We start from the raw sequence: 21,407 nt of genomic DNA, 5'->3' as shown, positions 1-21,407 counted from the left end.
TGGAAACACAAATATAAGAAATAACCACTATTTTAAAAGGCATATAGTAGCTTTTTTAGCTTATATTTTCTTTAGAAATAAACTAGTAAAAAAAATGATTAAGTGTACTAAAATAGAAATTATAAAGAGGATGATGGCAATGCCCAAAACTGTTTCAGAATTATTGTTAACAAGGTTTAATTCTTTGGGATAATTATTACCAACCCAATTCCAATGATGTTTTGTCAATAGTAATAAAAGAGAAATACTTTGTAAGAGTAAATGACTTAGTGTTAACCACATATTTGGTGTTTTTTCTGCCCAATGTAGAGAGAAATAATTAAGGCCAATTAAGGCAAAAAAAATAGCAGAAATATAGAACCAAAAATGCAATCCGACTACATAAAAAGTATCGCCAATATTAATATCTAAAAATGCACCTTTATTTATAATACCTAAGATTGTAAAAGAAATACATAACCCAAAAAAGAACAAATGTGGTTTAGCAATAATTTTCTTCACTATAATTATTTTTTAAAATAGTTGTATGATGTTCTGTGTGATGTGCAGCCCACATTACGATTTCTCTTATGGTCATTTTACCCATCAATGGATGTGGAATTACCAAAGTGTCTAAATTTAAATTACTAATTCTTTTAAACTTGAATTGTAGTTTTTTGTTTTGTATTTGCAATCTGTTTATCAATCTTTCTCTATTTTTTTGAAGTGGTTTTTTTAATTTTTTATTAAAAATAGCTGCTTTATCTTGGTTTGCTTTTAATTTTTGTTGATATTTTTCTACAATAGTGTCATAGCTTCTTGTGGGTCTATTACACACCCCAAACTTGTATTTTAAAAAAAACCTTGGGTAACTAAGCACATTATTTAATAGTTGTAAAGAGTTTACTACATGCAGGACTTGTTGTCCTGTGGTCCATTTATTATCTGGTCCTTTACCCCAATTTTCTTTAGGTTGATTGATTAACCAATCTAATAATTCTTGGTGTTTTTCTTCTAAAAGATTTAGAATAGCCTCTTTTTCCATGGTCTATTATTTACCATAGTAAGGTACAAAATTTAAGGGAAAAAAAATGAACTGATTTTTCAGCCCATTTTTTAAATATTATTTTTCTTTAGGAATAAAATTTAATGCAACACCATTAATACAATGACGTTTTCCTGTGGTTTTTTGAGGACCATCATCAAAAGAATGCCCTAAATGACTACCACAAGTATTACATTTTAATTCTGTTCTTGCGTAACCTATCTTATAATCAACATCTAACTCCACATTTCCCTTGATAGCTCTATCAAAAGAGGGCCAACCAGTTCCAGAATCAAACTTATGTTCAGATTTGTATAAAGCTGTTTTACATGCAGCACAAACATAAGTACCTTCTTTGTAGTTCTTATTTAAAGGACTTGTAAAAGCTCTTTCTGTACCAGCCTCTCTTAGTACATAATACTCTTTATCTGTTAATATTTTTTTCCACTGTTCTTCTGATTTTACAAATGCATACTTTTTACTTTCTTTTTTATTTTGTGCTTTACTATTACAACTAATAAAAAATAGGATTGCTAAAAATGGAATTAATTTATTCATTGCTATGTTTTTAGAGTTTTGTTCTTTTATTTTGGTCGAAATTGTAATCAATTTCATACACAAATATACAAACCGGTTTTCTTAAAGAAAACCCAATAAATTTTAGAGATTATGCTTTTAAGTTATTTTAAAACGTAATTGAGCACTTGTATTATAGATATAATTTTTAAATTGCTAACTTTAAATAAGAACTATAAAATTATCAATAATGAAAAAATATGCCATCCTTTTACTTACCATTTTTATACTTACAGATTGTAGTACAGTACCTATTACAGGTAGAAGTAGAGTCAATTTTGTAAGCGATTCACAAGTTTTGCCAGCAAGTTTTGCTCAATACAAAGGTTTTTTAGAAGAAAATAAATTATCTACAAATACAGCAATGACCAACCAAATTAAAAGTGTAGGTAAAAATATTTCTGCAGCTGTAGATAGGTTTATGAGGGCAAATAATATGACACAAGAAGCAAATGCATACCGATGGGAGTTTAATTTGGTTGAAGATAAAACCGTAAATGCTTGGTGTATGCCAGGTGGTAAAGTGGTTTTTTATACAGGTATTATGCCAATTTGTGCTAATGAAGATGGTGTTGCTGCAGTTATGGGTCATGAGGTTGCGCATGCTTTTGCAAAACACGGACAAGAAAGGATGTCTCAAGGTCAATTACAGCAAATTGGAGGTTTAGCAGTAGCTTTAGGAACTTCTGGAAAAGATGCCAAAACGCAACAAATTTGGAATACAGCATTTGGTGTTGGTTCTGGTTTAGGAATGTTAAAATTTAGTAGAGTTCATGAGCAAGAAGCAGATAGATTAGGCTTAGTTTTTATGATTATGGCTGGTTATGATGGTACAGAAGCTCCAGAAGTTTGGGTTAGAATGAGTCAAAGATCTGGTAAAAGTTCTCAACCAGCAATATTAAGTACTCACCCATCAAACGAATCTAGAATTAAAGATTTAAGAACTTATTTGCCAACAGCAAGAAAATATGCAGCAAAATTTAATGGAGTTGTAAATACAAACACAAATCAATAGAAAAAAACTTTTACTATATTGTATGCCGTTCAAAATAAAATGAACGGCATTTTTTATTTAAAATAATTTTTATGTTAAAAAAGGGAAGTAAAAAACTAATAAATGCTTGGGCATTTTACGATTGGGCCAATTCTGTATATTCTTTAGTAATTAGTACAGCTGTTTTTCCATTATTTTATGATGCAATTACAAAAGGCGAAACCGTTCGTTTTCTTTGGATGGATTGGGGTTACCCTGATACTTTATACAGTTATTCTTTATCATTTTCATTTTTAGTTGTAGCGCTTATGTCGCCAATATTATCTGCAATTGCAGATTATACAGGTAATAAATTAAAATTTATGAAATTTTTTTGTTGGTTGGGTGGTTTGTCTGTAATAAGTATGTATTTTTTTGAAGATGTTAGCACAACTTGGATTGGAATAATTTGTACAATTTTGGCTAGTATTGGCTTTTGGTCTAGTATCGTTTTTTACAATTCTTATTTACCAGAAGTGGCACATCCAGAGCAACAAGATGCAGCAAGTGCCAAAGGATTTATACATGGGTATGTGGGGTCTATCATACTTTTATTAATTAGTTTAGGTATGATTTTACAACCTGCATTTTTTGGGTTTGATTTAAGCATACCAGAAAATATTGCTACAAATGGCTCTGAAGAAGAAATTGCAACAGCTTTAGAAACGGCTAAAAATGTTGCTTCATTAAAAGCTATGAGAATTTCTTTTGTAATGGTTGGTTTATGGTGGATTGGTTTTGCACAAATAACTTTTAAAAAACTACCTAATAATGTGCATAATAGAAAACCCGAAAAAGATTATATATGGAAAGGGTTTAAAGAATTAAAAAAAGTGTGGATTGAGCTTAAAAATTATCCAACGTTAAAAAACTTTTTGATTGCCTTTTTTTTATTAAGTGTGGGGGTACAAACTATTATTTTATTGGCAACTATTTTTGGATCTTCAGAGTTAGGTTTGGGTACAGTTAATTTAATAGTTACCGTTTTATTAATACAATTTGTAGCTATTTTAGGCGCTTATGTGTTTTCTAATATATCTAAAAATTACGGTAATTTTAAAGCCATAAAAATTACGTTATTTATTTGGATTTTAGTCTGTTTTAGTGCTTTTATGCTAGAAAAAGAATTACCTAATGTTGAGTTTTATTTTTATGCTTTGGGTGGTTTGTTAGGCTTAGTTTTAGGGGCAATACAATCTTTAACACGTTCTACCTATTCTAAATTATTACCAAAAACACATGATAATGCAACGTATTTTAGTTTTTATGATGTTACAGAAAAAATAGCTATTGTTTTAGGAACTTTTGTATTTGGTTTCTTAATTTATTTAACAGATTCTATGCAATGGAGTGTACTATCTTTGGCTTTATTTTTTGTAGCTTCTTTTATTGTTTTAAGTAGGTTAAAAAGTACTAAACATGTTTATTAATAAAATACTTTTCTAATCAGTATAAAAACAAAAATTAATACTGAGTAACCTATAAAAAAAGGTATGATAAACTCTTTTAAATTAAAAACCAAAAGTAAACTTATTATTAGTAGTTGAAAACCCAAGCCGAAAGTAGAAACCAACGTCATCAGCCAATTAGGAAAAGGTTTTCCTAAAGATGCATTTTTATCTAAAGCATAAATTATTTTATCAAAAACACCATAAAATAAGGTATACAAAAAGTAAAGAATATTTACATTTTTTTGCTTTTCACCAGGTAATGCAATGGGTAATGAATTTTCAAAAACTCTACTTGTCGTATCTCCAGAAAATCGATTTCTAAGAATAACGTAGTAATAGTTGTATAAAGTACCTTGTAATTGAATACCGAAAAAAGCCAACAACATCCAATAAAAATTGATTTCTGTTAGTTGCCAAATGGTTATAAAAATAATAAAGTTTAAAATAATATCAGAAACTGAGTCTAAAAATCGGCCAGTATAAGAAGGTGTTTCTTTAATTCTAGCAAGTTCGCCATCTGCAGCGTCTAAAATAGATTTAAAAATTAAAAAAAATGCAGCCATCCAATAATGTCCCTGAGTAATACAGTAAACACCTATTAAACCAGAAATTACAAATGCAATGGTTACGTCTACAGGTGTAAAAGAAGTTGTTTTTAGTGAGTTTGCAATAACTTTTGCAACTGGTCTGCCATAATCTGACAAATCTATAAATTGATGTTTCTTAGGTAATTTAGACATAAAAATGCTTTTTTATTCGAGCATTTTTATCACTTTAAAAAAGATCTAAAACAGCACATTTAATAATTGCCAAAAATAAGAAAAAAGTGCTGCTTTTGAACAACACTTTTTTCAAAATTTTTATATTCCTTTAAATTGTAAAATTTAAACCTACAACAATATTTCTTCCTTGATTAAATATGCCATCATTTTTTAATCTTGATAAATGATGGATATATGTTTTATTTAATAAATTATTTACTGAAATAGAGGTAGAAACCTTGATGTTTTTAAAGTTAATATCACCACCAAAACCTACATTTAATAAATTATAACCTTCTGTAGTTGTTTCAAATGTGCTAATATTATTTTGTGCAAAAGTACTTTGTAATGTTACAGAGCTATATCCTTGTTGCAACCATTTTCCAATAGAAAATTCTGTTCTAAAAGTATTTCTCCATGTATTTGCAGGAATTAAGGGCAAATAATTTCCATTACTTTGTTTACCAATAACAGTTTCAAATACACTTTCTAAATGCAACCAATCTTGTGGATGTGGATGTAAATGAAAACCAAATTCGCCACCATATAATTTTGCATTTTCTTGAATGTAGGTAAAAACTTGTTCACCATCTTCAATTTCATTAGTTGGTGTAATAAAAATATAGTCGTTTAAATGATTGTAAAAACCATTTGCAAATAATTCAAAATGTTCTGTTTTATATTCTACAGATACATCTATTTGCGTGTTTTTTTCATTTCTTAAATTAGCATTTCCTTTTTCGAATCTATTGGTTCCATGATGAACACCATTAGAGCCTAATTCTGCTAAATTTGGTGCTCTAAAACCAGTAGCAACATTTAATCTTGCTGTAATTGCATCAGTAAAAGAAGATTTTAAACCTAAAGAAGTAGTAAAACTGTTAAAAGTTTTGTCAATAGCCTCAAAAACATGTGTTTCAGTATCGTGCACAACTTCCATTCTATCTGTTGAAATTTGTCTATTATCAAAACGAATACCAGCTTGTAAAGTGTTTTTATTCCATGTGTAATTTGCTGTAGTAAAAATACCAAAGTCTTTTACATTTGCATCTGGTATTAGAATTTCTTCACCGAAATTAGTATTTGTTTGTTGTAAGCCTTGTATACCAGAAAGTATTTCTAAATTACCAATTTTAGGAAAATGATATTTTGCATTGTAAGAAAACGTTTTTAACTTCATTCTTAAAGCAGCTTTTTCATGTTCTAAGTGTTCTTCTTCAGTTTCATTTTCGTTATGGTCTTCATGTTCTTCAAACTCTTGTCTATCATTAAAAGTATATCCTAAATCGATGTCTAACTTCGATTTTCCAAAGAAAAAATGATTGTGAGAACTCAAGATATGATTATCGATAAATTGATAAGGCTCTAACAATTCTTTACTTTTAGATTGCAAAGCAATACCTTCTGTTAAGCCCAATTTAGAACGATTAAAATTATATCGAAGTTCAGTTGTAAATTTGTTTTTAGAGTAAGCTATACCTGATTTAAAATCTTTTTCATTAAAGCGTGTATTAGTAACACTTTCATCTGAAGGTATTTTATAATCGGAATGATTTGCATAGGTACCTCTTGCTAAAAACTTCCAATTTTCTTTAGATAGTTTAGCTCCTACTGATGTGTTTGTACCTATTGTATTGCTAAAAAAACGTTGATTTATATTAAATTCCGAACTATTTTCTAAGGCAAATTTTTCTGGATTTAAATATAAAACTCCACCTAATGCATCAGAACCATAAAGCAGAGAAGCAGGTCCTTTTATCACTTCTACAGAGCTAATGCCAGCATCATTAATACCCAAACCATGTTCTCCACCAAATTGCTGGTTTTCTAAACGAATCCCTTGTGTATATACTAAAACCCTATTTCCACTTAAACCTCTTATAACTGGTTTTCCAATAGAAGTTCCTGTAGATATTTGTGAAACTCCAGCGATGTTTGTAATACCCTCAGATAATGTGGTGTTACCAAGTTTTCGAATAGAAACAGCATCTAAACGTTCTACTTTCATTACATTTTCTGACTGTAATTTATTAAATGGGGTGGATACTATAATTTCGTCTATTTGAAAAAAACTTTCTTCTAATTGAATATTTATTATTTTATTTTCCGAATTTATTTCTAGGTTTTTTGTAATTGTTTTATAGCCTAGATAGGTATAGGTAATTTTAATTTTTCCATTCGGAATATTTTTAAAAACATAGGTTCCGTTTGCTGTTGTAACAGTTCCTTTATGAATTTCTTCTATATAAATTTGTACCTTTTCTAAAGGGTTGTTTTGATTGTCTGTAACTTTTCCTGAAATGCTATTTTGTGCATTTGTGGTATATATTGCTATAATAAATAGCAGTTTTATAATTGATTTCATGTAATTATTTTACTGTTGATTGCATATAGATATATAAATCTATATGTGTTAAAAAAATGATTAGAATTATTTTTCTAAACTTATGTTAGAAAACTATTTTTTAAACAGTAAAAAAAGGTGGGCCTCTTGGAGGTTGTTTTAATTGATAAACATCTAATGATTTTTGAGGTTTATCAACAAAAGAAGTTTTATAAAAATGTTGTGGTATTACATCATAGCTTGAACCAATTTCTTGAGAAAAAACAGTTAATTGCTTATGAAATTCATCACAATTTATATCTTTTTTATGTATGTGTTGTTCACCAAAAGAAGTACAAACAGTATGTTCATGATTTTCTAAATCATGTAAAATTTCTATTGATGCTGGTAGCATCAACAGTAAAAGAAAAAAAATACTTATTAGTTTTTTATACAAAACTTTACTTTTTTCTGATTCTTAAATTCAGCATTTCTACACCTAAAGAAAATGCGATTGCAAAATACAAATATCCTTTAGGAATAGCTCCTACAGTTTTGTTAAAAATTTCTGTATGCGATAAATGAGCACCTTCTGTAATTAGCATAAACCCAATTAATATTAAAAAAGACAATGCCAACATTTGTATGGTAGGATTTCTGTTTACAAAACTACTAATTGAGTTTGCAAAAATCATCATAATTAAAATAGAAACAATTACTGCAATTATCATAATTGTAAGGGCACCATCAATTCCATTTGTCATACCCACCGCTGTTAAAATACTATCAAAAGAAAAAACGATATCTATTAATATTATTTGAATAATAATATTGGTAAAAGATATTTTTTTAGGTTCATTTAAAACTTCATCTTCATTTGTGCCTTCCATTTTCTCTCTAATCTCTTTGGTACTTTTATACAAAAGAAAAAGACCACCAAGAAATAATATTACAGATTGCCCCGTAAAACCAGCTTTAAACCAACCAGTATCTATTTCTAAAAAAGGTTCTTTTAAAGCAATTAAATAAGATACGCCAAAAAGCAACATTATTCTAGTAATCATAGCCAAAGCTAGTCCTAAAATAGTGGCTTTTTTAACTTGTTTTTCGGGTAATTTATTTGCAGCAATAGAAATAAAAATAATATTATCTATCCCTAATATTATCTCTAGAAAAGTTAGGGTTAACAAAGCAACCCAGGTATCTGCATGTGCAAAAATTTCCATATTATTTTACTTTGTAAATTGTGCCATCCGTCGCAAATTTGCTAAAGCCAATTTTAGCAGAAAAATCGTAAGAGGAATCTTTTACCTTTGTTATTTGTACATAAATAGCATCTTTATCTAATTGTTTTTTTGGAGATTTCATTTTAAGGCTATAAAAGAAATTATTTTTCCATTTTATATATAAAGTATCGATGTGTTTTACTCTTTTTTCTGAATTTACACTGTCATTAGAAATACTTATAATTTTTTCGTATTCTTCTATTTGTAAACTATCAATTCTGGTGATGATCGTTTTGCTGTAACCATCTCCAGCTGGTATTTCAAAAACACCCTCTTTAAATCTATTGCCATCTGGTTTTTCTGACGAACAAGAAATAAATAAAAAAAATGCGGTTAGAAGTAGAATGCATGAAGTCTGAATATTGTTTAAAAACTTCTCAAATTTAGCTTCACTTTTAAAGCTTTTAAAAATATTTTTAATGATTACCATTTTATTATTTTTTAAATTACTTCCAACTAAAACTATATTCCTGTATAATTAGCAGGTGTAATTGCTTTTAATTCTTTTTTAATTTCTGATGAAACCCCTAAAGTATCAATAAAATTACCTATCAATTTTTGATTGATTTTTTCATTCGTTCTGGTTAAACCTTTTAAAGCCTCATAAGGGTTTGGGTAAGCTTCTCTTCTTAAAATAGTTTGAATAGCCTCTGCTACAACCGCCCAATTATTTTCTAAGTCTTGCTCAAACTTTTCTTTATTTAACAATAATTTATTCAATCCTTTTAGGGTAGAGGTAAAGCCGATAATTGTATGTCCAAAAGGCACTCCAACATTCCTTAAAACAGTACTATCTGTTAAATCTCTTTGCAATCTAGAAATTGGTAATTTGGCAGAAAGATGCTCAAAAACTGCATTGGCAATTCCTAAATTTCCCTCAGAATTTTCAAAATCTATTGGGTTTACTTTGTGTGGCATAGCAGAAGAACCCACTTCGCCTTTTTTAATTTTTTGTTTAAAATAATCCATAGAAACATAGGTCCAAAAATCTCTATCTAAATCTACAATTATGGTATTTATGCGTTTTAAACAATCAAACAAAGCAGCCATATGATCGTAATGCTCTATTTGGGTCGTAGGAAAAGAGTGTTGCAAACCTAATTGTTCTTGTACAAAATTACTACCAAATTCTTTCCAATCAATTGTTGGATAAGCTACTTTATGTGCGTTGTAATTACCAGTTGCACCACCAAATTTTGCAGCACTTGGTATATCATTTAATAAATTGAATTGTTCTTTTAAACGAACTACAAAAACATCAATTTCTTTACCCAACCTTGTTGGAGATGCTGGCTGACCATGAGTTCTCGCTAGCATAGAAATATCTTTCCATTCAATTACTAATTCTTGTAATTTTTCTAAAACTTCAAAATAGTGTGGCACATATACATCATTCATCGCTTCTTTTATAGAAAGCGGAATTGCAGTATTGTTAATGTCTTGTGAAGTTAAACCAAAATGAATAAACTCTTTATATTGTTGTAACTCTAAATTGTCAAATTTTTCTTTTATAAAATACTCAACAGCCTTTACATCATGATTGGTTATTTTCTCTATATCTTTAATCTTTTGAGCATCTTCAGTGGTGAAATCTATATAAATTTTACGTAAAGCATCAAAAAGAGAAGTATTAAAACCTGTTAATTGTGGCAAAGGTATTTCGCACAAAGCAATAAAATATTCTATTTCTACTCGAACACGATATTTTATTAAAGCTTCTTCCGAAAAATAATTGGCTAATTTTTCAATTTTTCCTCTATAACGTCCATCAATTGGAGATACGGCATTTAGTTTTGTTAAGTTCATTTTTGTTGTCTTGTAAGCAACAAAAATAAGCATTAAAACACATTTATTAATGTGATTTTAGATGTTTTTCAATCAAATTTATAACATGTTTTCCTCGTGCTTTTGTACCCTTACTTTCGTGTATTATTTTGGTTTCTATAAGATGTTTTAATTCTGGGTGAACCCAATCTTTTTCTAAGCCAAATAGGTATAAAGTATTCATAGTATAAGCTCTAACTGCAATTTTTTGAGGCGTTATTAACCAATCAAAACCGGTTTCTACAATAGCATCTATATGTTGTTTGGTAAGTTTTTCTTTTGTTCTGTTGGGTGTTTTTGCATAATATGCTGTTGCCAAGTGTTCACATATTTTTGCACAAGGTCTAATTGCACTGTCAAATTTTAAGGCACTTATTTTACTGGTAAATTCATCTAAGTAAGGTAAAATATATTCTAAATTGTGGTGTGTGCAAATCCATTCTAATACCCAAGATGCTTTTATAGACACTTTTTCATCTATCCAAAACGTTATAGTTACCAATTCCTCTAATAAAAAAGATTGCGCTAACACAATATTAGCAACTCTTTGTCTGTTTTCCTTTTTAGCGGTTTCTAAGTTGTTTAGTTGTTCTAAAAGGTATAATTGATTTGTTTTTGGCATTATTAGTTTAAAAATGACTCTTTGGATTTTAATTCAAAGTGTCTAATTAGTTTGTTTTTCCTCTGAAAACAGGAATCTAAGTAAAGATTAAAAATAATCTTTATTGTATATTTGTATTAAAATTCTATAGAAATGATAAATATAAAAAGACTCCTTTTTATTTTTGCTTTTTTTACTTTTTATTTTTCAGTAAATGATTGTAATGCTCAGAAAATCAATCAATTTGATGAAAATAAAAAAAGAACAGGTGTTTGGAAAAAATATTATCCAAATAAAAGAATACGTTATACGGGGCAGTTCAAAAACGGTAAAGAAGTAGGTGTTTTTAAATTTTATGATATTACAACCTCAGAAAAACCAGTAATTATAAAAACTTTTTTCGAAGATTCAGATTCTCTATTTGTACAATTTTATACGCTAAAAGGACAAATAAAAACAGAGGGAATTATGAATGGTAGAGATAGAGTTGGTAATTGGAAATATTTTTATCCAGATGGCACTTTAATGTCTGAAGAGAATTACAATAAAAATGGACAGTTACATGGAGAGCAACTAGTATATTATCCTGATGGACAAGTAACTGAATTTGCCGTTTATAAAAACGGTAAATTAGATGGTGTTTCTAGTAAATACTCTAGTAAAGGAGTCCTTATAGAAGAAATTACCTATAAAAATGGCAAACCAAATGGATTGGCAAAATATTTTGAATTGAATGGCAATTTAAAAGAAACAGGCATTTATAAAGATGGAAAAAGAGTAGGTAAGTGGGAGTTTTATTTGGATGGAGAAATAGCTTCAGAAAAAGATAAAAAGAAGAAAAGTACGTTTACTAGAAAAAAAGAGAATTAGATTGAAGCTGGAAGTTTAAAGATTTAAGCTGGAAGTTGGAAGTCTGAAAAGATTGATTAAAATTTTAACCATCAACCACAAACCACAAGCCATCAACCAAAAACCATCCTACCTTTAAAAATCATTTGTAATGTTGTATCTTTGCAGCTTCAAAAATAGAAAATGAAACGAGTAGTTGTAGGTCTTTCTGGTGGTGTAGATTCTAGCGTTACAGCGCATTTATTAAAAGAACAAGGTTTTGAGGTTATTGGGCTTTTTATGAAAAATTGGCACGACGATTCTGTAACCATTTCTAACGAATGTCCTTGGTTAGAAGATAGTAATGATGCTATGATTGTTGCCGAAAAATTAGGCATTCCTTTTCAAGTAGTAGATTTAAGCGAGCAGTATAAAGAGCGTATTGTAGACTATATGTTTGCAGAATATGAAAAAGGAAGAACACCAAATCCAGATATTTTATGCAATAGAGAAATTAAGTTTGATGTTTTTATGGACATCGCCTTAAAATTAGGAGCAGATTATGTGGCAACTGGTCATTATTGTAGAAAAGGTGAAGAAATTATCAACGGAAAACCAGTTTATAAATTATTAGCAGGCAAAGATAACAACAAAGATCAATCTTATTTTTTATGTCAATTATCACAAGAACAATTGGCAAAAGCTTTATTTCCTATTGGCGAACTTACCAAGCCAGAAGTTAGAGAAATTGCCAAAAAAGCCGATTTAATTACTGCAGAAAAGAAAGACTCTCAAGGTTTATGCTTTATAGGAAAAGTGCGATTACCTGAGTTTTTACAACAAAAACTACAACCAAAAGATGGTGAAATTGTTACTATTCCTTCAGATTTTTCTCAGTACACAAAATCAATACCAAAATTTGAAAATAAAGAAGCTGAATTAAATTATTTTGCTACAAAATATAGTTATCAAAAAGAAGATGGTAAAGTTGTAGGTAAACACAATGGTGCTCATTATTTTACGAAAGGTCAACGAAAAGGCTTAAATGTTGGGGGTACAAAAGAAGCTTTGTATGTGATTGAAACAGATGTAAATAGTAATATAATTTTTACTGGAGAAGGTAAAAATCACGCTGGATTATATAGAGATGTTTTATTTGTTGCTAACGAAGAAATCCATTGGATTCGTGAAGATTTAACGCTACAAGTTGGAGAAACTTTAAGTGTGGAAGCAAGAATACGTTACAGACAAGCTTTAGAAAAAGCAACCTTATATAAAGTAGCAACTGGTTTGTATGTTGAATTTGAAAATAAACAATCTGCCATACAAGAAGGGCAGTTTGTGGCTTGGTACAAAAATGAAGAACTGTTAGGATCTGGAGTAATTTCTTAAAAACTTTTTTTAGCTTAATTAAAGTAGTATTTTTATAATTCATTTATAGAACTATGAAAAACTTTCTACTTTTTTTTACTTTTATATATACCACCACATTTTTTGCACAGCAAGAAGATGCTTGGTTGTTTTTTAAAGACAAACCTAATGCAGCTCCCTTTATCGCGAGTCCTTTAACAATGCTTTCTCAAAAAGCTATTGATAGAAGAGTAATGCAAAATGTATCTATTGATGAAACAGATGTTCCTATTCATCAAACTTATAGAGACGCAATAAAAAATACTTCTGGAATTACTATTTTAGGAAAATCAAAATGGTTGAATGCATTACATATTCAAGGTTCAGAGACTGATATTAAAAACCTTAAATCAACGTTTACTTTTGTAGATAAAATTGAATTTGCAAATAAAAATTTAAATGCAAACAACAAAAGTGCTTCAAAAAAAATAGTAGCCAATCATCTTAATAAATTCGAGAACACTCAGACAGATTTTACTTACGGAAGTACAGAAAATCAAATAAAAATGTTAAAAGGAGATTTTTTACATCAACAAGGTTTAACAGGAAAAAATCAAACTATAGCTGTCATTGACGCTGGTTTTCCAAATGTAAATACCTTACCAGCATTTAAAAGATTAAGAGACAATAATCAAATTTTAGGAGGATATAATTTTGCAGATAGAAATACTAATTTTTATACAAGACACAATCACGGAACCAATGTTTTGTCTACAATTGGAGGCTATTTAGAAAATCAATTTGTGGGTGCTGCACCAGATGCAAAGTTTTATTTATTTATTTCTGAAATTGCAGAAACAGAAACCGTTTTAGAAGAAACTTTGTGGGTAGAAGCAGTAGAAAGAGCAGACAGTTTAGGCGTAGATGTGATTAATACGTCTTTAGGTTATTCTACGTTTGACAATCCAAAACATAGTTATACTTATGCAGATATGGATGGCAAAACTACTTTTATATCTAGAGGAGCAGAAATTGCTGCTAATAAAGGTATCTTAGTTGTCAATTCTGCTGGTAATGAAGGTGGGAACTCTTGGAATTATATTACTGCGCCTGCAGATGCACTTTCTGTAATAACCGTTGGTGCAGTAGATGCAAACGGAAATATTGCCAATTTTAGTTCTTTCGGGCCAACTTCTGATGGCAGAATTAAACCTGAAATTTTAGCACAAGGAGTAAATGCAGCGATTATAAATCATGGTAATGGAACCATTGTAGGTGCTAATGGTACCTCTTTTTCATCTCCAATTATGGCAGGGTTAATTGCTTGTTTAAATGATAATGAAGGGTTTCTTTTAAAATCATCCAAACAACAAAGTAAAAACTTTAATACTTATTTAAAGGAAGCAGTGTACGAATCTGCAGATAGATTTAGCAATCCAACAGCACAACATGGTTATGGTATTCCTAATTTTGAAATGGCTTTAAATAATTATATAGGTTCTACAGGTTCTGTAGAAAATCATTTTTTTGAGAATTTAAAAATTGCTCCAAACCCAGTTCTAAATACTTTTAAAATTGAAGGGTTTAAAGGAAGTTTACAAGATTACGATTTTCAAATATTTAATGTTTTAGGAAAAATGGTGTATCAACAACAAAAATTAACCAATAATACTTTAGATATATCAACCTTAGAAAAAGGTTTGTACTTGCTTAAAATATCGAATAATAATTTCCAGAAAACTATAAAAATTATAAAAAAGTAATGCAAAATAAAATTACCAACTTATTCAATATACAATATCCAGTTATTCAAGGTGGCATGATTTGGGTTTCTGGCTATAAATTGGCTTCTGCAGTTTCCAATGCAGGTGGTTTGGGGTTAATTGGTGCAGGTTCTATGTATCCAGATGTTTTAAGAGAACACATACAAAAATGTAAAAAGGCCACCAATAAACCTTTTGGAGTAAATGTGCCCATGCTATATCCTGAAATAGAAAAAATTATGGATATTATTGTAGAAGAAGGTGTTAAAATCGTTTTTACTTCTGCAGGAAACCCTAAAACTTGGACATCCTTTTTAAAGGAAAAGGGAATTATAGTGGTGCATGTGGTTAGCTCTGTAAAATTTGCATTAAAAGCAGAAAGCGCAGGTGTTGATGCTGTTGTTTGCGAAGGTTTTGAAGCTGGTGGACATAATGGAAGAGAAGAAACCACCACTTTTACTTTAATACCAATGGTGAAAGAACAACTTAAAATACCAGTGATTGCTGCAGGTGGTGTGGGTTCTGGTAGAGGCATGCTAGCAGCTATGGTTTTAGGTGCAGATGGTGTGCAAATAGGAAGTAGGTTTGCAGCAACTGAAGAATCTTCTGCTCATAAAAACTTTAAAGACACTATTGTTAATGTAAAAGATGGTGGCACACATTTAACTTTAAAAGAATTGGCGCCAGTACGTTTGGTAAAAAATAAATTTTATAATGATGTACAAGAATTGTATCAACAAAAACCAACTTTAGAAGATTTAAAAAAATTATTAGGTAGAGCACGTGCAAAAAAAGGAATGTTTGAAGGAGATTTAGATAATGGAGAGCTAGAAATAGGTCAAATTGCAGGATTAATTCATCAAATAAAGCCCGTAAAAGAGGTTTTTAAAGAAATTATTGAAGAATTTAATGATGTTAAAGCCTTTATTCATAGGCTTTAAGAGATTTAATTAAAAGAAAATCAATAATTTACATTACTTTAACATAATTGGTATTATCTTTGCGTTATAATAAACGTTGTTAGTAATTAAACTAATAACACAATAATTTTTTATAATGAATAAAGGTACCGTAAAATTTTTCAATGAATCTAAAGGATTCGGATTCATCACTGAAGAAGGAACAAACAAAGAACATTTTGTACATGTGTCAGGATTAGTAGACGAAATTCGTGAAAACGATGAAGTTGAATTTGACTTACAAGATGGAAGAAAAGGATTAAACGCAGTAAACGTAAGAGTTATATAACAATATATATTACTAGTTAATTTTTTATCTAAAAGCCTATCAATAATTGATAGGCTTTTTTTATTTTCGTTTTTTTAAAAATAACTATGATTGACGGAAGACAAAGAAAAAACATTAAAATAGGGTTGTTTGTAGAGATTGTACAAAAACCACATCAAAAATCTGGGGAATTAACAAGTGGTAAGATCGCCAAAATACTTACAAAGTCTCCAAATCATCCTCATGGAATAAAAGTACAATTAGAATCTGGTATTGTGGGTAGAGTAAAAAATATTTTAGAATAATTATTTTTCTAAAGGTACTTTGATATGGTATAATTTTCTACTTTTATTATTCAGTTTATTCTCTCTTAACCAAGGGTTTAATATCTTTAGCTCTTTATAATTCATGCCAAAACCTTTAGCAAAAACAGCTAAATTACGAATTACAGTATCAACTTCAACTGTTCTAGTTGGTTCTAAACTGTATAAATCTGTTTTTTCGAATACAAAACCGTATTTTTTTGGGTTCGAAATAATTTCTTTCAGCGCTAAAATTCTAAAAACATATCTTTCTGTTTCGTCTGGTAAAAGTGCTTCATAATAAGAATTTACTTGCTGAGTTTCTAATCTTTTAGAAACGCCATAATTACCTGCGTTGTAAGCAGCTGCAGCAAGTGTCCAGGTTCCTAAACGTTCTTTAGACTTTTTTAAATATTCAGCAGCAACTTTAGTAGATTTTTCAATATCATATCTTTCATCTACGTTTCTATTTATTTCTAAACCATATTCTCTACCAGTAGCTTTCATAAAATGCCACATACCTGCTGCACCTGCAGAAGAAGTTTCGTCTATAAAACCACTTTCTGCTAAGGCTAAAAATTTAAAATCGTCTGGTAAATTGTATTTTTTTAAAAGTGGTTCTAATATAGGAAAATACTTGTTAGCTCTTTTTATTAGTAATAAGCCATTAGATTGCCAATAAGTATTTACTAACAATTCTCTTTCCATTCTTTCTCTTACATCTGGTATTTCTACAGGAACTCTCTCACCTGCCAAATTTAAGTTATCTGGTAGTTTTAAAGATTTAATTTTATAGGTCTTGTGAGTTTGTATTTCTGGTTCTTTAGATATATGGCTATCTTCTACTAATTGATTTTTGTTAATAGCATTATAAAACAGAATCGTTACAATAACAATACTTAAAAAAGAGAATATACGTTTAGATGTTTTCATATTTTTTTACAATTATTTAGCATAAAAATAAGAAAACATGGTTGTTTTAACAAGTTAAAACGTCATCAATAATTTTAGATATTTTTTTAGCTTTTGTTAAAATCATGGTATGGTTACCGCCTTTAATTGCTATTGGGTTTTTAATGTTTTCTATAGGAAAAACAGTGTCTTTAGTACCATGTATATGCACAATATCTTTTAAATTACTTTTTTGTTCCCATTTTATAACATTATAAATAGACCACTTTAAATACTTTTTACCTCTTACATATAGATATTTATTATACAAAGCAGCTTTCTTTTTAAGTGATTTTCCTAAAAAGTAACGCGCATATTCCTCAAAATTTTCTACAACTACAGTTGGAAAAAACTTATAGATTTTTGTAAACCTTGCAAATTTGAATTTTTTAGGAAGTTCATCCTCATGCTTAACACTAGAAATAATAATAATTTTTTTAGGATTCACAAATTTTGCCAATTCTTGTACCATAATTCCACCAAAAGAAACGCCCACCAAAACAGGATTTTTCTCTTTTATTTCATCACACAATCTGCAAGCATAATTATCTATATCTTCATCTACAGATAAAGGTTTTATCCATTTTAAATAATGTAAACTATATTTTTCCGTATCTAATTCTAATTTTTCAAAAATATTTGGACCAGCAGCTAAACCAGGTACAAAGTAAATAGGGGTTTTCTTCATATTATTTTTTTAAATTTATTTTCTAATCATCAAATAAGATGCCAATATTAAATTTTTAAAATTGCTTTTTTATTTTTTTCAAATTGTAATCTTACCAAACCATCATCGTCTATTTCTGTAAGTTTTATTTGATGTAATGTGTTAACCAAATCTGGATTCCAAGGTGTTTTTACTTTTACATAATTTTCTGTAAATCCATGTATATATCCTTCTTTGTTTTCACTTTCAAAAAGTACTGTTAACGTATTTCCTAGTTGAGATTCGTAAAAAGCGCGTCTCTTTTTAGCAGATAAGCCACGCAACATTTTACTACGTTTTGCACGCACTTTTTTAGGAACAACACCTTCCATTTTAATGGCCTCTGTATTTGGTCTTTCAGAATAGGTAAAAACGTGCAAATAAGAAATATCTAACTCATTTAAATAATTGTAGGTTTCTAAAAATAATTCTTCTGTTTCTCCAGGAAAACCAACAATAACATCTACACCAATGCAAGCGTTAGGCATTACTTGTTTAATTCTAGTAACTCTATTTGTGTAGGTATCAGATAAATATCTACGTTTCATTTTCTTTAACAATTCATCACTACCAGATTGCAAAGGAATATGAAAATGAGGTACAAAAGAATTAGAAGAAGCGACAAAATCAATAGTTTCGTCTTTTAGTAAATTGGGTTCAATAGAGGAAATTCGTAAACGATGAATGCCGTCAACTCTATCTAATTCTTTTACCAGCTCTAAAAAAGTGTGTTCGTGTTTTTTATTACCAAACTCACCTTTTCCATAATCACCAATATTAACCCCTGTTAAAACAATTTCTTTTATACCTTTTGATGATATTTCTTTGGCATTATCTAAAACATTTTGCAAAGTATCGCTTCTAGAAATACCTCTCGCTAAAGGAATTGTACAATAGGTACATTTATAATCACAGCCATCTTGTACCTTTAAAAAAGCACGAGTTCTATCTCCAATAGAGTAGGAGCCTACATAAAAATCTGCATCAGAAATTTCACAAGAATGTACTTCTCCAACATTATTTTTAGTTAAATCGTTAATATAGCTAGTAACATTAAATTTTTCTGTAGCACCTAAAACCAAATCTACTCCATCTACATTTGCTAGTTCTGCTGGTTTTAATTGGGCGTAACAACCCACAGCAATTAAAAAAGCATCTTCATTATTTTTAAGAGCGTTTTTTACAATACTTTTAAAGCGCTTATCTGCATTGTCTGTAACAGAACAAGTATTTATTACATAAATATCTGCCTTTTCATTAAAATCGACTCTATCAAAACCTTCACTTTCAAAATTTCGGGCAATAGTAGACGTTTCAGAAAAATTTAATTTGCAACCTAAAGTGTAAAAAGCAACTTTTTTATTCGCATTCATTTTGTTACATTTAAGACTTGCAAAAATACGATATTATTCATGATTTTTGAAACAGAAAGATTACTAATTAGAAAACTGAAATTTATAGATTTAGATGGTTTTCATAAATTAGAGAGTAATCCAAATGTGCTTAAGTTTTCTGATGGAGAAGTAAAGTCATATCATCAAAATAAAAAAGAATTGAAAGATTTAATATCTAAATATGCTAATGCTTCTAATGATTTTTGCCATAGAAAGAAAATCTGACAAACAAATTTTAGGCACATTAGCTTTGGTAAAAGATGGTAAAGATGATGAAATTGGTTATCGCTTTTTAGAAAAATATTGGGGACAAGGTTATGGATTTGAAGTTTGTGAGGCTGTAATTAAATATTGTAAAAAATTAGGAATTCGTAAAATAGTCGCTTTTGTGGCTGATGAGAATAAAGCTTCCTCTAAAATTTTAGAAAAATTGAATTTTAAGGCTGCACATAAAACTATTATTAAAGACATTAAGTTGCCAGAAACAAAATATGAATTAGAATTATGATTGTAGATCATTTAAAACCTCCTTATTATGCTGTAATTTTTACCACAGTGATGTCAGATGATACAGGAGGATATATAGAAACTGCAGAAAAGATGGAAGTATTAGCTAAAAAACAAAAAGGCTATTTGGGTATTGAATCTGCTAGAAAAGAGGTTGGTATTACAGTTTCATATTGGCAAAATTTAGATGACATTGCTGTTTGGAAAAACAATATAGAGCATGCAGAAGCTAGAATTTTAGGAAGAAAAAAGTGGTATAAAAAATACCAATTACGTATTTGTAAAGTAGAGCGTGAGTATGGTTTTGATAATTTAACAAGCAACTAATTTATGGATAGTATTATAAAAACAGATGTTTGTATTATTGGAGCTGGTCCTTCTGGGGCAGCAACTTCTATGCAGTTAGCAAAGTCTAAAATTACGCATTGTATTATTGATAAGGCTGTATTTCCTAGAGACAAAACCTGTGGAGATGGTTTGATATTATACGCTTATAAAGCGATGAAATTATTAGATGAATCTCTTTTTACCGACTTTTTAAAAAGCCCAAAGTTTTTACATTCTAAAACCATCAACTTACATATAAATAATAATTTAAAAGTAAGTTTTAAAGAAACAGAAGATAGAGAAATGGTAATTTCTTATGCAAAACGCATCGATTTTGATAATTTTTTGGTGGAACGTATTTCGAATACATATGCTCAAAAGTTTTTTGGAAATAGAGCTGTGAGTTTGCAAGAGCAAGAAAATGGAATTCTTATAAAACTAAAGGATGGTACTAAAATTTTAGCAAAAATGATTGTTGGTGCAGATGGTGCTCAATCTATAGTTTCCAAAAAATTAGCAAAAAATAAAATTGAAAACACCTTAAAATCTACTTTTATTAGTGCTTATTTTTCTGGTGTAGAAAATATGGTAGCCAATTACGAGGCAGAAGTTAGAATTATTTATAAAAAAGTACCCTTATTTTTTTATGTTTTTCCACTTGCAGATGGGCAAGTAAATGTAAGTCTTGGTGGACGAACAGATCAAATAACAAAATTAAACATCAATTTAATAGATGAAATTGAGCATATCTTAAAAACACATCCATTTGCAAAAAATATGTTTAAAAATGCTAAAATGGAAAGTAAATGGAGGGGTTGGCTGATTCCTTTTCAATTTGATAAACAAAAAATTATAGGAAATAGATTTTTATTAGTAGGTGATGCTGCAGGTTTGGCAAATGCCTTTTACAAAGAGGGTGTAGGTACAGGTATGATGTCTGGTATTTTAGCAGCAAATACTATTGAAAAATGTATTATTGCAAACGATTTTTCTCAGAAAAAATTAACTGAATACAAAAAAAACATCCAAAAAGAATTTAAAAAACTTTTAAGATTTAGTCATTATGCATTAAGGTTTGCTAGATTTAAAAGTCTTTTTTCAAACATGGTAACTGTATTTAAAAAAACAATAGAACGTAAATCTTTTAAATTGATAAAAAACAGAAGTTATTAA

The 21,407-nt window shown here is 29.2% G+C and carries 25 protein-coding genes; 13 read left to right on the top strand and 12 right to left on the bottom strand.

What is annotated here, in order from left to right; genetic code table 11:
* A partial coding sequence (locus ACTG3S_RS00335; protein ID WP_439127383.1) for a hypothetical protein occupies positions 1-193 on the top strand: 193 nt, incomplete at its 5' end.
* A 288-nt stretch (positions 194-481) separates the two neighbouring features.
* Here the strand turns inward: ACTG3S_RS00335 and ACTG3S_RS00330 are convergent.
* Both ACTG3S_RS00330 and msrB read right to left on the bottom strand, forming a co-directional pair.
* On the bottom strand, positions 482-1,024 hold the full coding sequence (locus ACTG3S_RS00330) for a DinB family protein (protein WP_439127382.1): 543 nt from the start codon (positions 1,022-1,024) through the stop codon (positions 482-484).
* A gap of 78 nt (positions 1,025-1,102) precedes the next feature.
* A complete protein-coding gene (gene msrB / locus ACTG3S_RS00325) occupies positions 1,103-1,582 on the bottom strand; it encodes a peptide-methionine (R)-S-oxide reductase MsrB (RefSeq protein WP_439127381.1) in 480 nt (159 codons plus the stop codon).
* 208 nt (positions 1,583-1,790) lie between these two features.
* Between msrB and ACTG3S_RS00320 the strand changes: the two genes are divergently transcribed.
* Positions 1,791-2,615 carry a M48 family metallopeptidase gene (locus ACTG3S_RS00320; RefSeq protein WP_439127380.1) on the top strand — a complete coding sequence of 275 codons (825 nt, stop codon included), beginning with the start codon at positions 1,791-1,793 and terminating at the stop codon, positions 2,613-2,615.
* 71 nt (positions 2,616-2,686) lie between these two features.
* Positions 2,687-4,063, top strand: coding sequence for an MFS transporter (locus ACTG3S_RS00315; protein WP_439127379.1), 1,377 nt, complete (start codon positions 2,687-2,689; stop codon positions 4,061-4,063).
* On the opposite strand, the gene ACTG3S_RS00310 is transcribed toward ACTG3S_RS00315, so the two are convergent.
* The 7 genes from ACTG3S_RS00310 to ACTG3S_RS00280 form a co-directional block, all read right to left on the bottom strand.
* On the bottom strand, positions 4,060-4,824 hold the full coding sequence (locus tag ACTG3S_RS00310; RefSeq protein ID WP_439127378.1) for a CDP-alcohol phosphatidyltransferase family protein: 765 nt from the start codon (positions 4,822-4,824) through the stop codon (positions 4,060-4,062). The two genes, ACTG3S_RS00315 and ACTG3S_RS00310, sit on opposite strands and share 4 nt — an antisense overlap.
* 130 nt (positions 4,825-4,954) lie before the next feature.
* Positions 4,955-7,210, bottom strand: coding sequence for a TonB-dependent receptor (locus tag ACTG3S_RS00305; RefSeq protein WP_439127377.1), 2,256 nt, complete (start codon positions 7,208-7,210; stop codon positions 4,955-4,957).
* Positions 7,211-7,310: 100 nt separating this feature from the next.
* On the bottom strand, positions 7,311-7,625 hold the full coding sequence (locus ACTG3S_RS00300; protein ID WP_439127376.1) for a hypothetical protein: 315 nt from the start codon (positions 7,623-7,625) through the stop codon (positions 7,311-7,313).
* Positions 7,626-7,629: 4 nt separating this feature from the next.
* Positions 7,630-8,394, bottom strand: coding sequence for a TerC family protein (locus ACTG3S_RS00295; RefSeq protein WP_439127375.1), 765 nt, complete (start codon positions 8,392-8,394; stop codon positions 7,630-7,632).
* Position 8,395: 1 nt separating this feature from the next.
* Entirely contained in the window at positions 8,396-8,884 is a 489-nt protein-coding gene (locus ACTG3S_RS00290; protein ID WP_439127374.1) for a hypothetical protein, read from the bottom strand.
* 32 nt (positions 8,885-8,916) lie between these two features.
* Complete coding sequence (gene purB, locus ACTG3S_RS00285) at positions 8,917-10,260, bottom strand: adenylosuccinate lyase (RefSeq protein ID WP_439127373.1); 1,344 nt, start codon at positions 10,258-10,260, stop codon at positions 8,917-8,919.
* Between the two features lie 46 nt (positions 10,261-10,306).
* Positions 10,307-10,900, bottom strand: a complete 594-nt coding sequence (locus ACTG3S_RS00280) for an adenylosuccinate lyase (protein WP_439127372.1) — start codon at positions 10,898-10,900, stop codon at positions 10,307-10,309.
* Between the two features lie 132 nt (positions 10,901-11,032).
* Between ACTG3S_RS00280 and ACTG3S_RS00275 the strand changes: the two genes are divergently transcribed.
* The 6 genes from ACTG3S_RS00275 (at position 11,033) to ACTG3S_RS00250 (ending at position 16,352) form a co-directional block, all read left to right on the top strand.
* Positions 11,033-11,749 carry a toxin-antitoxin system YwqK family antitoxin gene (locus ACTG3S_RS00275; RefSeq protein WP_439127371.1) on the top strand — a complete coding sequence of 239 codons (717 nt, stop codon included), beginning with the start codon at positions 11,033-11,035 and terminating at the stop codon, positions 11,747-11,749.
* Between the two features lie 162 nt (positions 11,750-11,911).
* Positions 11,912-13,099, top strand: coding sequence for a tRNA 2-thiouridine(34) synthase MnmA (gene mnmA, locus ACTG3S_RS00270; RefSeq protein ID WP_439127370.1), 1,188 nt, complete (start codon positions 11,912-11,914; stop codon positions 13,097-13,099).
* Positions 13,100-13,152: 53 nt separating this feature from the next.
* Positions 13,153-14,820, top strand: a complete 1,668-nt coding sequence (locus tag ACTG3S_RS00265; protein ID WP_439127369.1) for a S8 family serine peptidase — start codon at positions 13,153-13,155, stop codon at positions 14,818-14,820.
* The gene (locus ACTG3S_RS00260; RefSeq protein WP_439127368.1) at positions 14,820-15,761 is read left to right on the top strand and encodes an NAD(P)H-dependent flavin oxidoreductase; all 942 of its coding nucleotides are present in this window, start codon (positions 14,820-14,822) and stop codon (positions 15,759-15,761) included. The genes ACTG3S_RS00265 and ACTG3S_RS00260 overlap by 1 nt, the downstream gene beginning before the upstream one ends.
* Before the next feature lie 115 nt (positions 15,762-15,876).
* Positions 15,877-16,068 (top strand): cold-shock protein, encoded by a 192-nt coding sequence (locus ACTG3S_RS00255; protein WP_077809452.1) that lies wholly within the window; start codon positions 15,877-15,879, stop codon positions 16,066-16,068.
* 86 nt (positions 16,069-16,154) lie between these two features.
* Positions 16,155-16,352: a YwbE family protein gene (locus tag ACTG3S_RS00250; protein ID WP_439127367.1), complete on the top strand. Its 198-nt coding sequence runs from the start codon at positions 16,155-16,157 to the stop codon at positions 16,350-16,352.
* Here the strand turns inward: ACTG3S_RS00250 and ACTG3S_RS00245 are convergent, their stop codons facing one another.
* Genes ACTG3S_RS00245 through mtaB form a run of 3 tightly spaced genes read right to left on the bottom strand, consistent with a single transcriptional unit; the run spans position 16,353 to position 19,379 of the window.
* Positions 16,353-17,282 carry a lytic transglycosylase domain-containing protein gene (locus ACTG3S_RS00245; RefSeq protein ID WP_439127366.1) on the bottom strand — a complete coding sequence of 310 codons (930 nt, stop codon included), beginning with the start codon at positions 17,280-17,282 and terminating at the stop codon, positions 16,353-16,355.
* Positions 17,283-17,328: 46 nt separating this feature from the next.
* Positions 17,329-17,988: an alpha/beta hydrolase gene (locus tag ACTG3S_RS00240; RefSeq protein ID WP_439127365.1), complete on the bottom strand. Its 660-nt coding sequence runs from the start codon at positions 17,986-17,988 to the stop codon at positions 17,329-17,331.
* A 47-nt stretch (positions 17,989-18,035) separates the two neighbouring features.
* Positions 18,036-19,379: a tRNA (N(6)-L-threonylcarbamoyladenosine(37)-C(2))-methylthiotransferase MtaB gene (gene mtaB / locus ACTG3S_RS00235; RefSeq protein ID WP_439127364.1), complete on the bottom strand. Its 1,344-nt coding sequence runs from the start codon at positions 19,377-19,379 to the stop codon at positions 18,036-18,038.
* 39 nt (positions 19,380-19,418) lie between these two features.
* Between mtaB and ACTG3S_RS00230 the strand changes: the two genes are divergently transcribed.
* The 4 genes from ACTG3S_RS00230 to ACTG3S_RS00215 are packed head-to-tail and all read left to right on the top strand — an operon-like array spanning position 19,419 to position 21,407.
* A complete protein-coding gene (locus ACTG3S_RS00230; RefSeq protein ID WP_439127363.1) occupies positions 19,419-19,625 on the top strand; it encodes a hypothetical protein in 207 nt (68 codons plus the stop codon).
* Entirely contained in the window at positions 19,597-19,908 is a 312-nt protein-coding gene (locus ACTG3S_RS00225) for a GNAT family N-acetyltransferase (RefSeq protein WP_439127362.1), read from the top strand. The genes ACTG3S_RS00230 and ACTG3S_RS00225 overlap by 29 nt, the downstream gene beginning before the upstream one ends.
* Entirely contained in the window at positions 19,905-20,234 is a 330-nt protein-coding gene (locus ACTG3S_RS00220) for an antibiotic biosynthesis monooxygenase family protein (RefSeq protein WP_439127361.1), read from the top strand. Before ACTG3S_RS00225 ends, ACTG3S_RS00220 begins: the two co-directional genes overlap by 4 nt.
* 3 nt (positions 20,235-20,237) lie before the next feature.
* Positions 20,238-21,407 carry a geranylgeranyl reductase family protein gene (locus tag ACTG3S_RS00215; protein ID WP_439127360.1) on the top strand — a complete coding sequence of 390 codons (1,170 nt, stop codon included), beginning with the start codon at positions 20,238-20,240 and terminating at the stop codon, positions 21,405-21,407.

It is taken from the genome of Polaribacter sp. (assembly GCF_965656025.1).
Classification (GTDB): domain Bacteria; phylum Bacteroidota; class Bacteroidia; order Flavobacteriales; family Flavobacteriaceae; genus Polaribacter.
Note: the sequence above shows the minus strand (reverse complement) of the source record. Positions and strands in the feature narration are given on the sequence as shown.

What these genes read in the sequence shown, in the direction of transcription:
- mnmA (WP_439127370.1), top strand. Translation starts at nt 11,912, where the DNA reads ATGAAACGAGTAGTTGTAGGTCTTTCTGGTGGTGTAGATTCTAGCGTT.
- ACTG3S_RS00305 (WP_439127377.1), bottom strand. Translation starts at nt 7,210, where the DNA reads ATGAAATCAATTATAAAACTGCTATTTATTATAGCAATATATACCACA.
- ACTG3S_RS00230 (WP_439127363.1), top strand. Translation starts at nt 19,419, where the DNA reads ATGATTTTTGAAACAGAAAGATTACTAATTAGAAAACTGAAATTTATA.
- ACTG3S_RS00310 (WP_439127378.1), bottom strand. Translation starts at nt 4,824, where the DNA reads ATGTCTAAATTACCTAAGAAACATCAATTTATAGATTTGTCAGATTAT.
- ACTG3S_RS00265 (WP_439127369.1), top strand. Translation starts at nt 13,153, where the DNA reads ATGAAAAACTTTCTACTTTTTTTTACTTTTATATATACCACCACATTT.
- ACTG3S_RS00275 (WP_439127371.1), top strand. Translation starts at nt 11,033, where the DNA reads ATGATAAATATAAAAAGACTCCTTTTTATTTTTGCTTTTTTTACTTTT.
- ACTG3S_RS00290 (WP_439127374.1), bottom strand. Translation starts at nt 8,884, where the DNA reads ATGGTAATCATTAAAAATATTTTTAAAAGCTTTAAAAGTGAAGCTAAA.
- ACTG3S_RS00295 (WP_439127375.1), bottom strand. Translation starts at nt 8,394, where the DNA reads ATGGAAATTTTTGCACATGCAGATACCTGGGTTGCTTTGTTAACCCTA.
- ACTG3S_RS00250 (WP_439127367.1), top strand. Translation starts at nt 16,155, where the DNA reads ATGATTGACGGAAGACAAAGAAAAAACATTAAAATAGGGTTGTTTGTA.
- ACTG3S_RS00280 (WP_439127372.1), bottom strand. Translation starts at nt 10,900, where the DNA reads ATGCCAAAAACAAATCAATTATACCTTTTAGAACAACTAAACAACTTA.
- ACTG3S_RS00225 (WP_439127362.1), top strand. Translation starts at nt 19,597, where the DNA reads ATGATTTTTGCCATAGAAAGAAAATCTGACAAACAAATTTTAGGCACA.
- ACTG3S_RS00315 (WP_439127379.1), top strand. Translation starts at nt 2,687, where the DNA reads ATGTTAAAAAAGGGAAGTAAAAAACTAATAAATGCTTGGGCATTTTAC.
- purB (WP_439127373.1), bottom strand. Translation starts at nt 10,260, where the DNA reads ATGAACTTAACAAAACTAAATGCCGTATCTCCAATTGATGGACGTTAT.
- mtaB (WP_439127364.1), bottom strand. Translation starts at nt 19,379, where the DNA reads ATGAATGCGAATAAAAAAGTTGCTTTTTACACTTTAGGTTGCAAATTA.
- ACTG3S_RS00260 (WP_439127368.1), top strand. Translation starts at nt 14,820, where the DNA reads ATGCAAAATAAAATTACCAACTTATTCAATATACAATATCCAGTTATT.
- ACTG3S_RS00320 (WP_439127380.1), top strand. Translation starts at nt 1,791, where the DNA reads ATGAAAAAATATGCCATCCTTTTACTTACCATTTTTATACTTACAGAT.
- ACTG3S_RS00215 (WP_439127360.1), top strand. Translation starts at nt 20,238, where the DNA reads ATGGATAGTATTATAAAAACAGATGTTTGTATTATTGGAGCTGGTCCT.
- ACTG3S_RS00240 (WP_439127365.1), bottom strand. Translation starts at nt 17,988, where the DNA reads ATGAAGAAAACCCCTATTTACTTTGTACCTGGTTTAGCTGCTGGTCCA.
- ACTG3S_RS00330 (WP_439127382.1), bottom strand. Translation starts at nt 1,024, where the DNA reads ATGGAAAAAGAGGCTATTCTAAATCTTTTAGAAGAAAAACACCAAGAA.
- ACTG3S_RS00255 (WP_077809452.1), top strand. Translation starts at nt 15,877, where the DNA reads ATGAATAAAGGTACCGTAAAATTTTTCAATGAATCTAAAGGATTCGGA.
- ACTG3S_RS00220 (WP_439127361.1), top strand. Translation starts at nt 19,905, where the DNA reads ATGATTGTAGATCATTTAAAACCTCCTTATTATGCTGTAATTTTTACC.
- ACTG3S_RS00245 (WP_439127366.1), bottom strand. Translation starts at nt 17,282, where the DNA reads ATGAAAACATCTAAACGTATATTCTCTTTTTTAAGTATTGTTATTGTA.
- msrB (WP_439127381.1), bottom strand. Translation starts at nt 1,582, where the DNA reads ATGAATAAATTAATTCCATTTTTAGCAATCCTATTTTTTATTAGTTGT.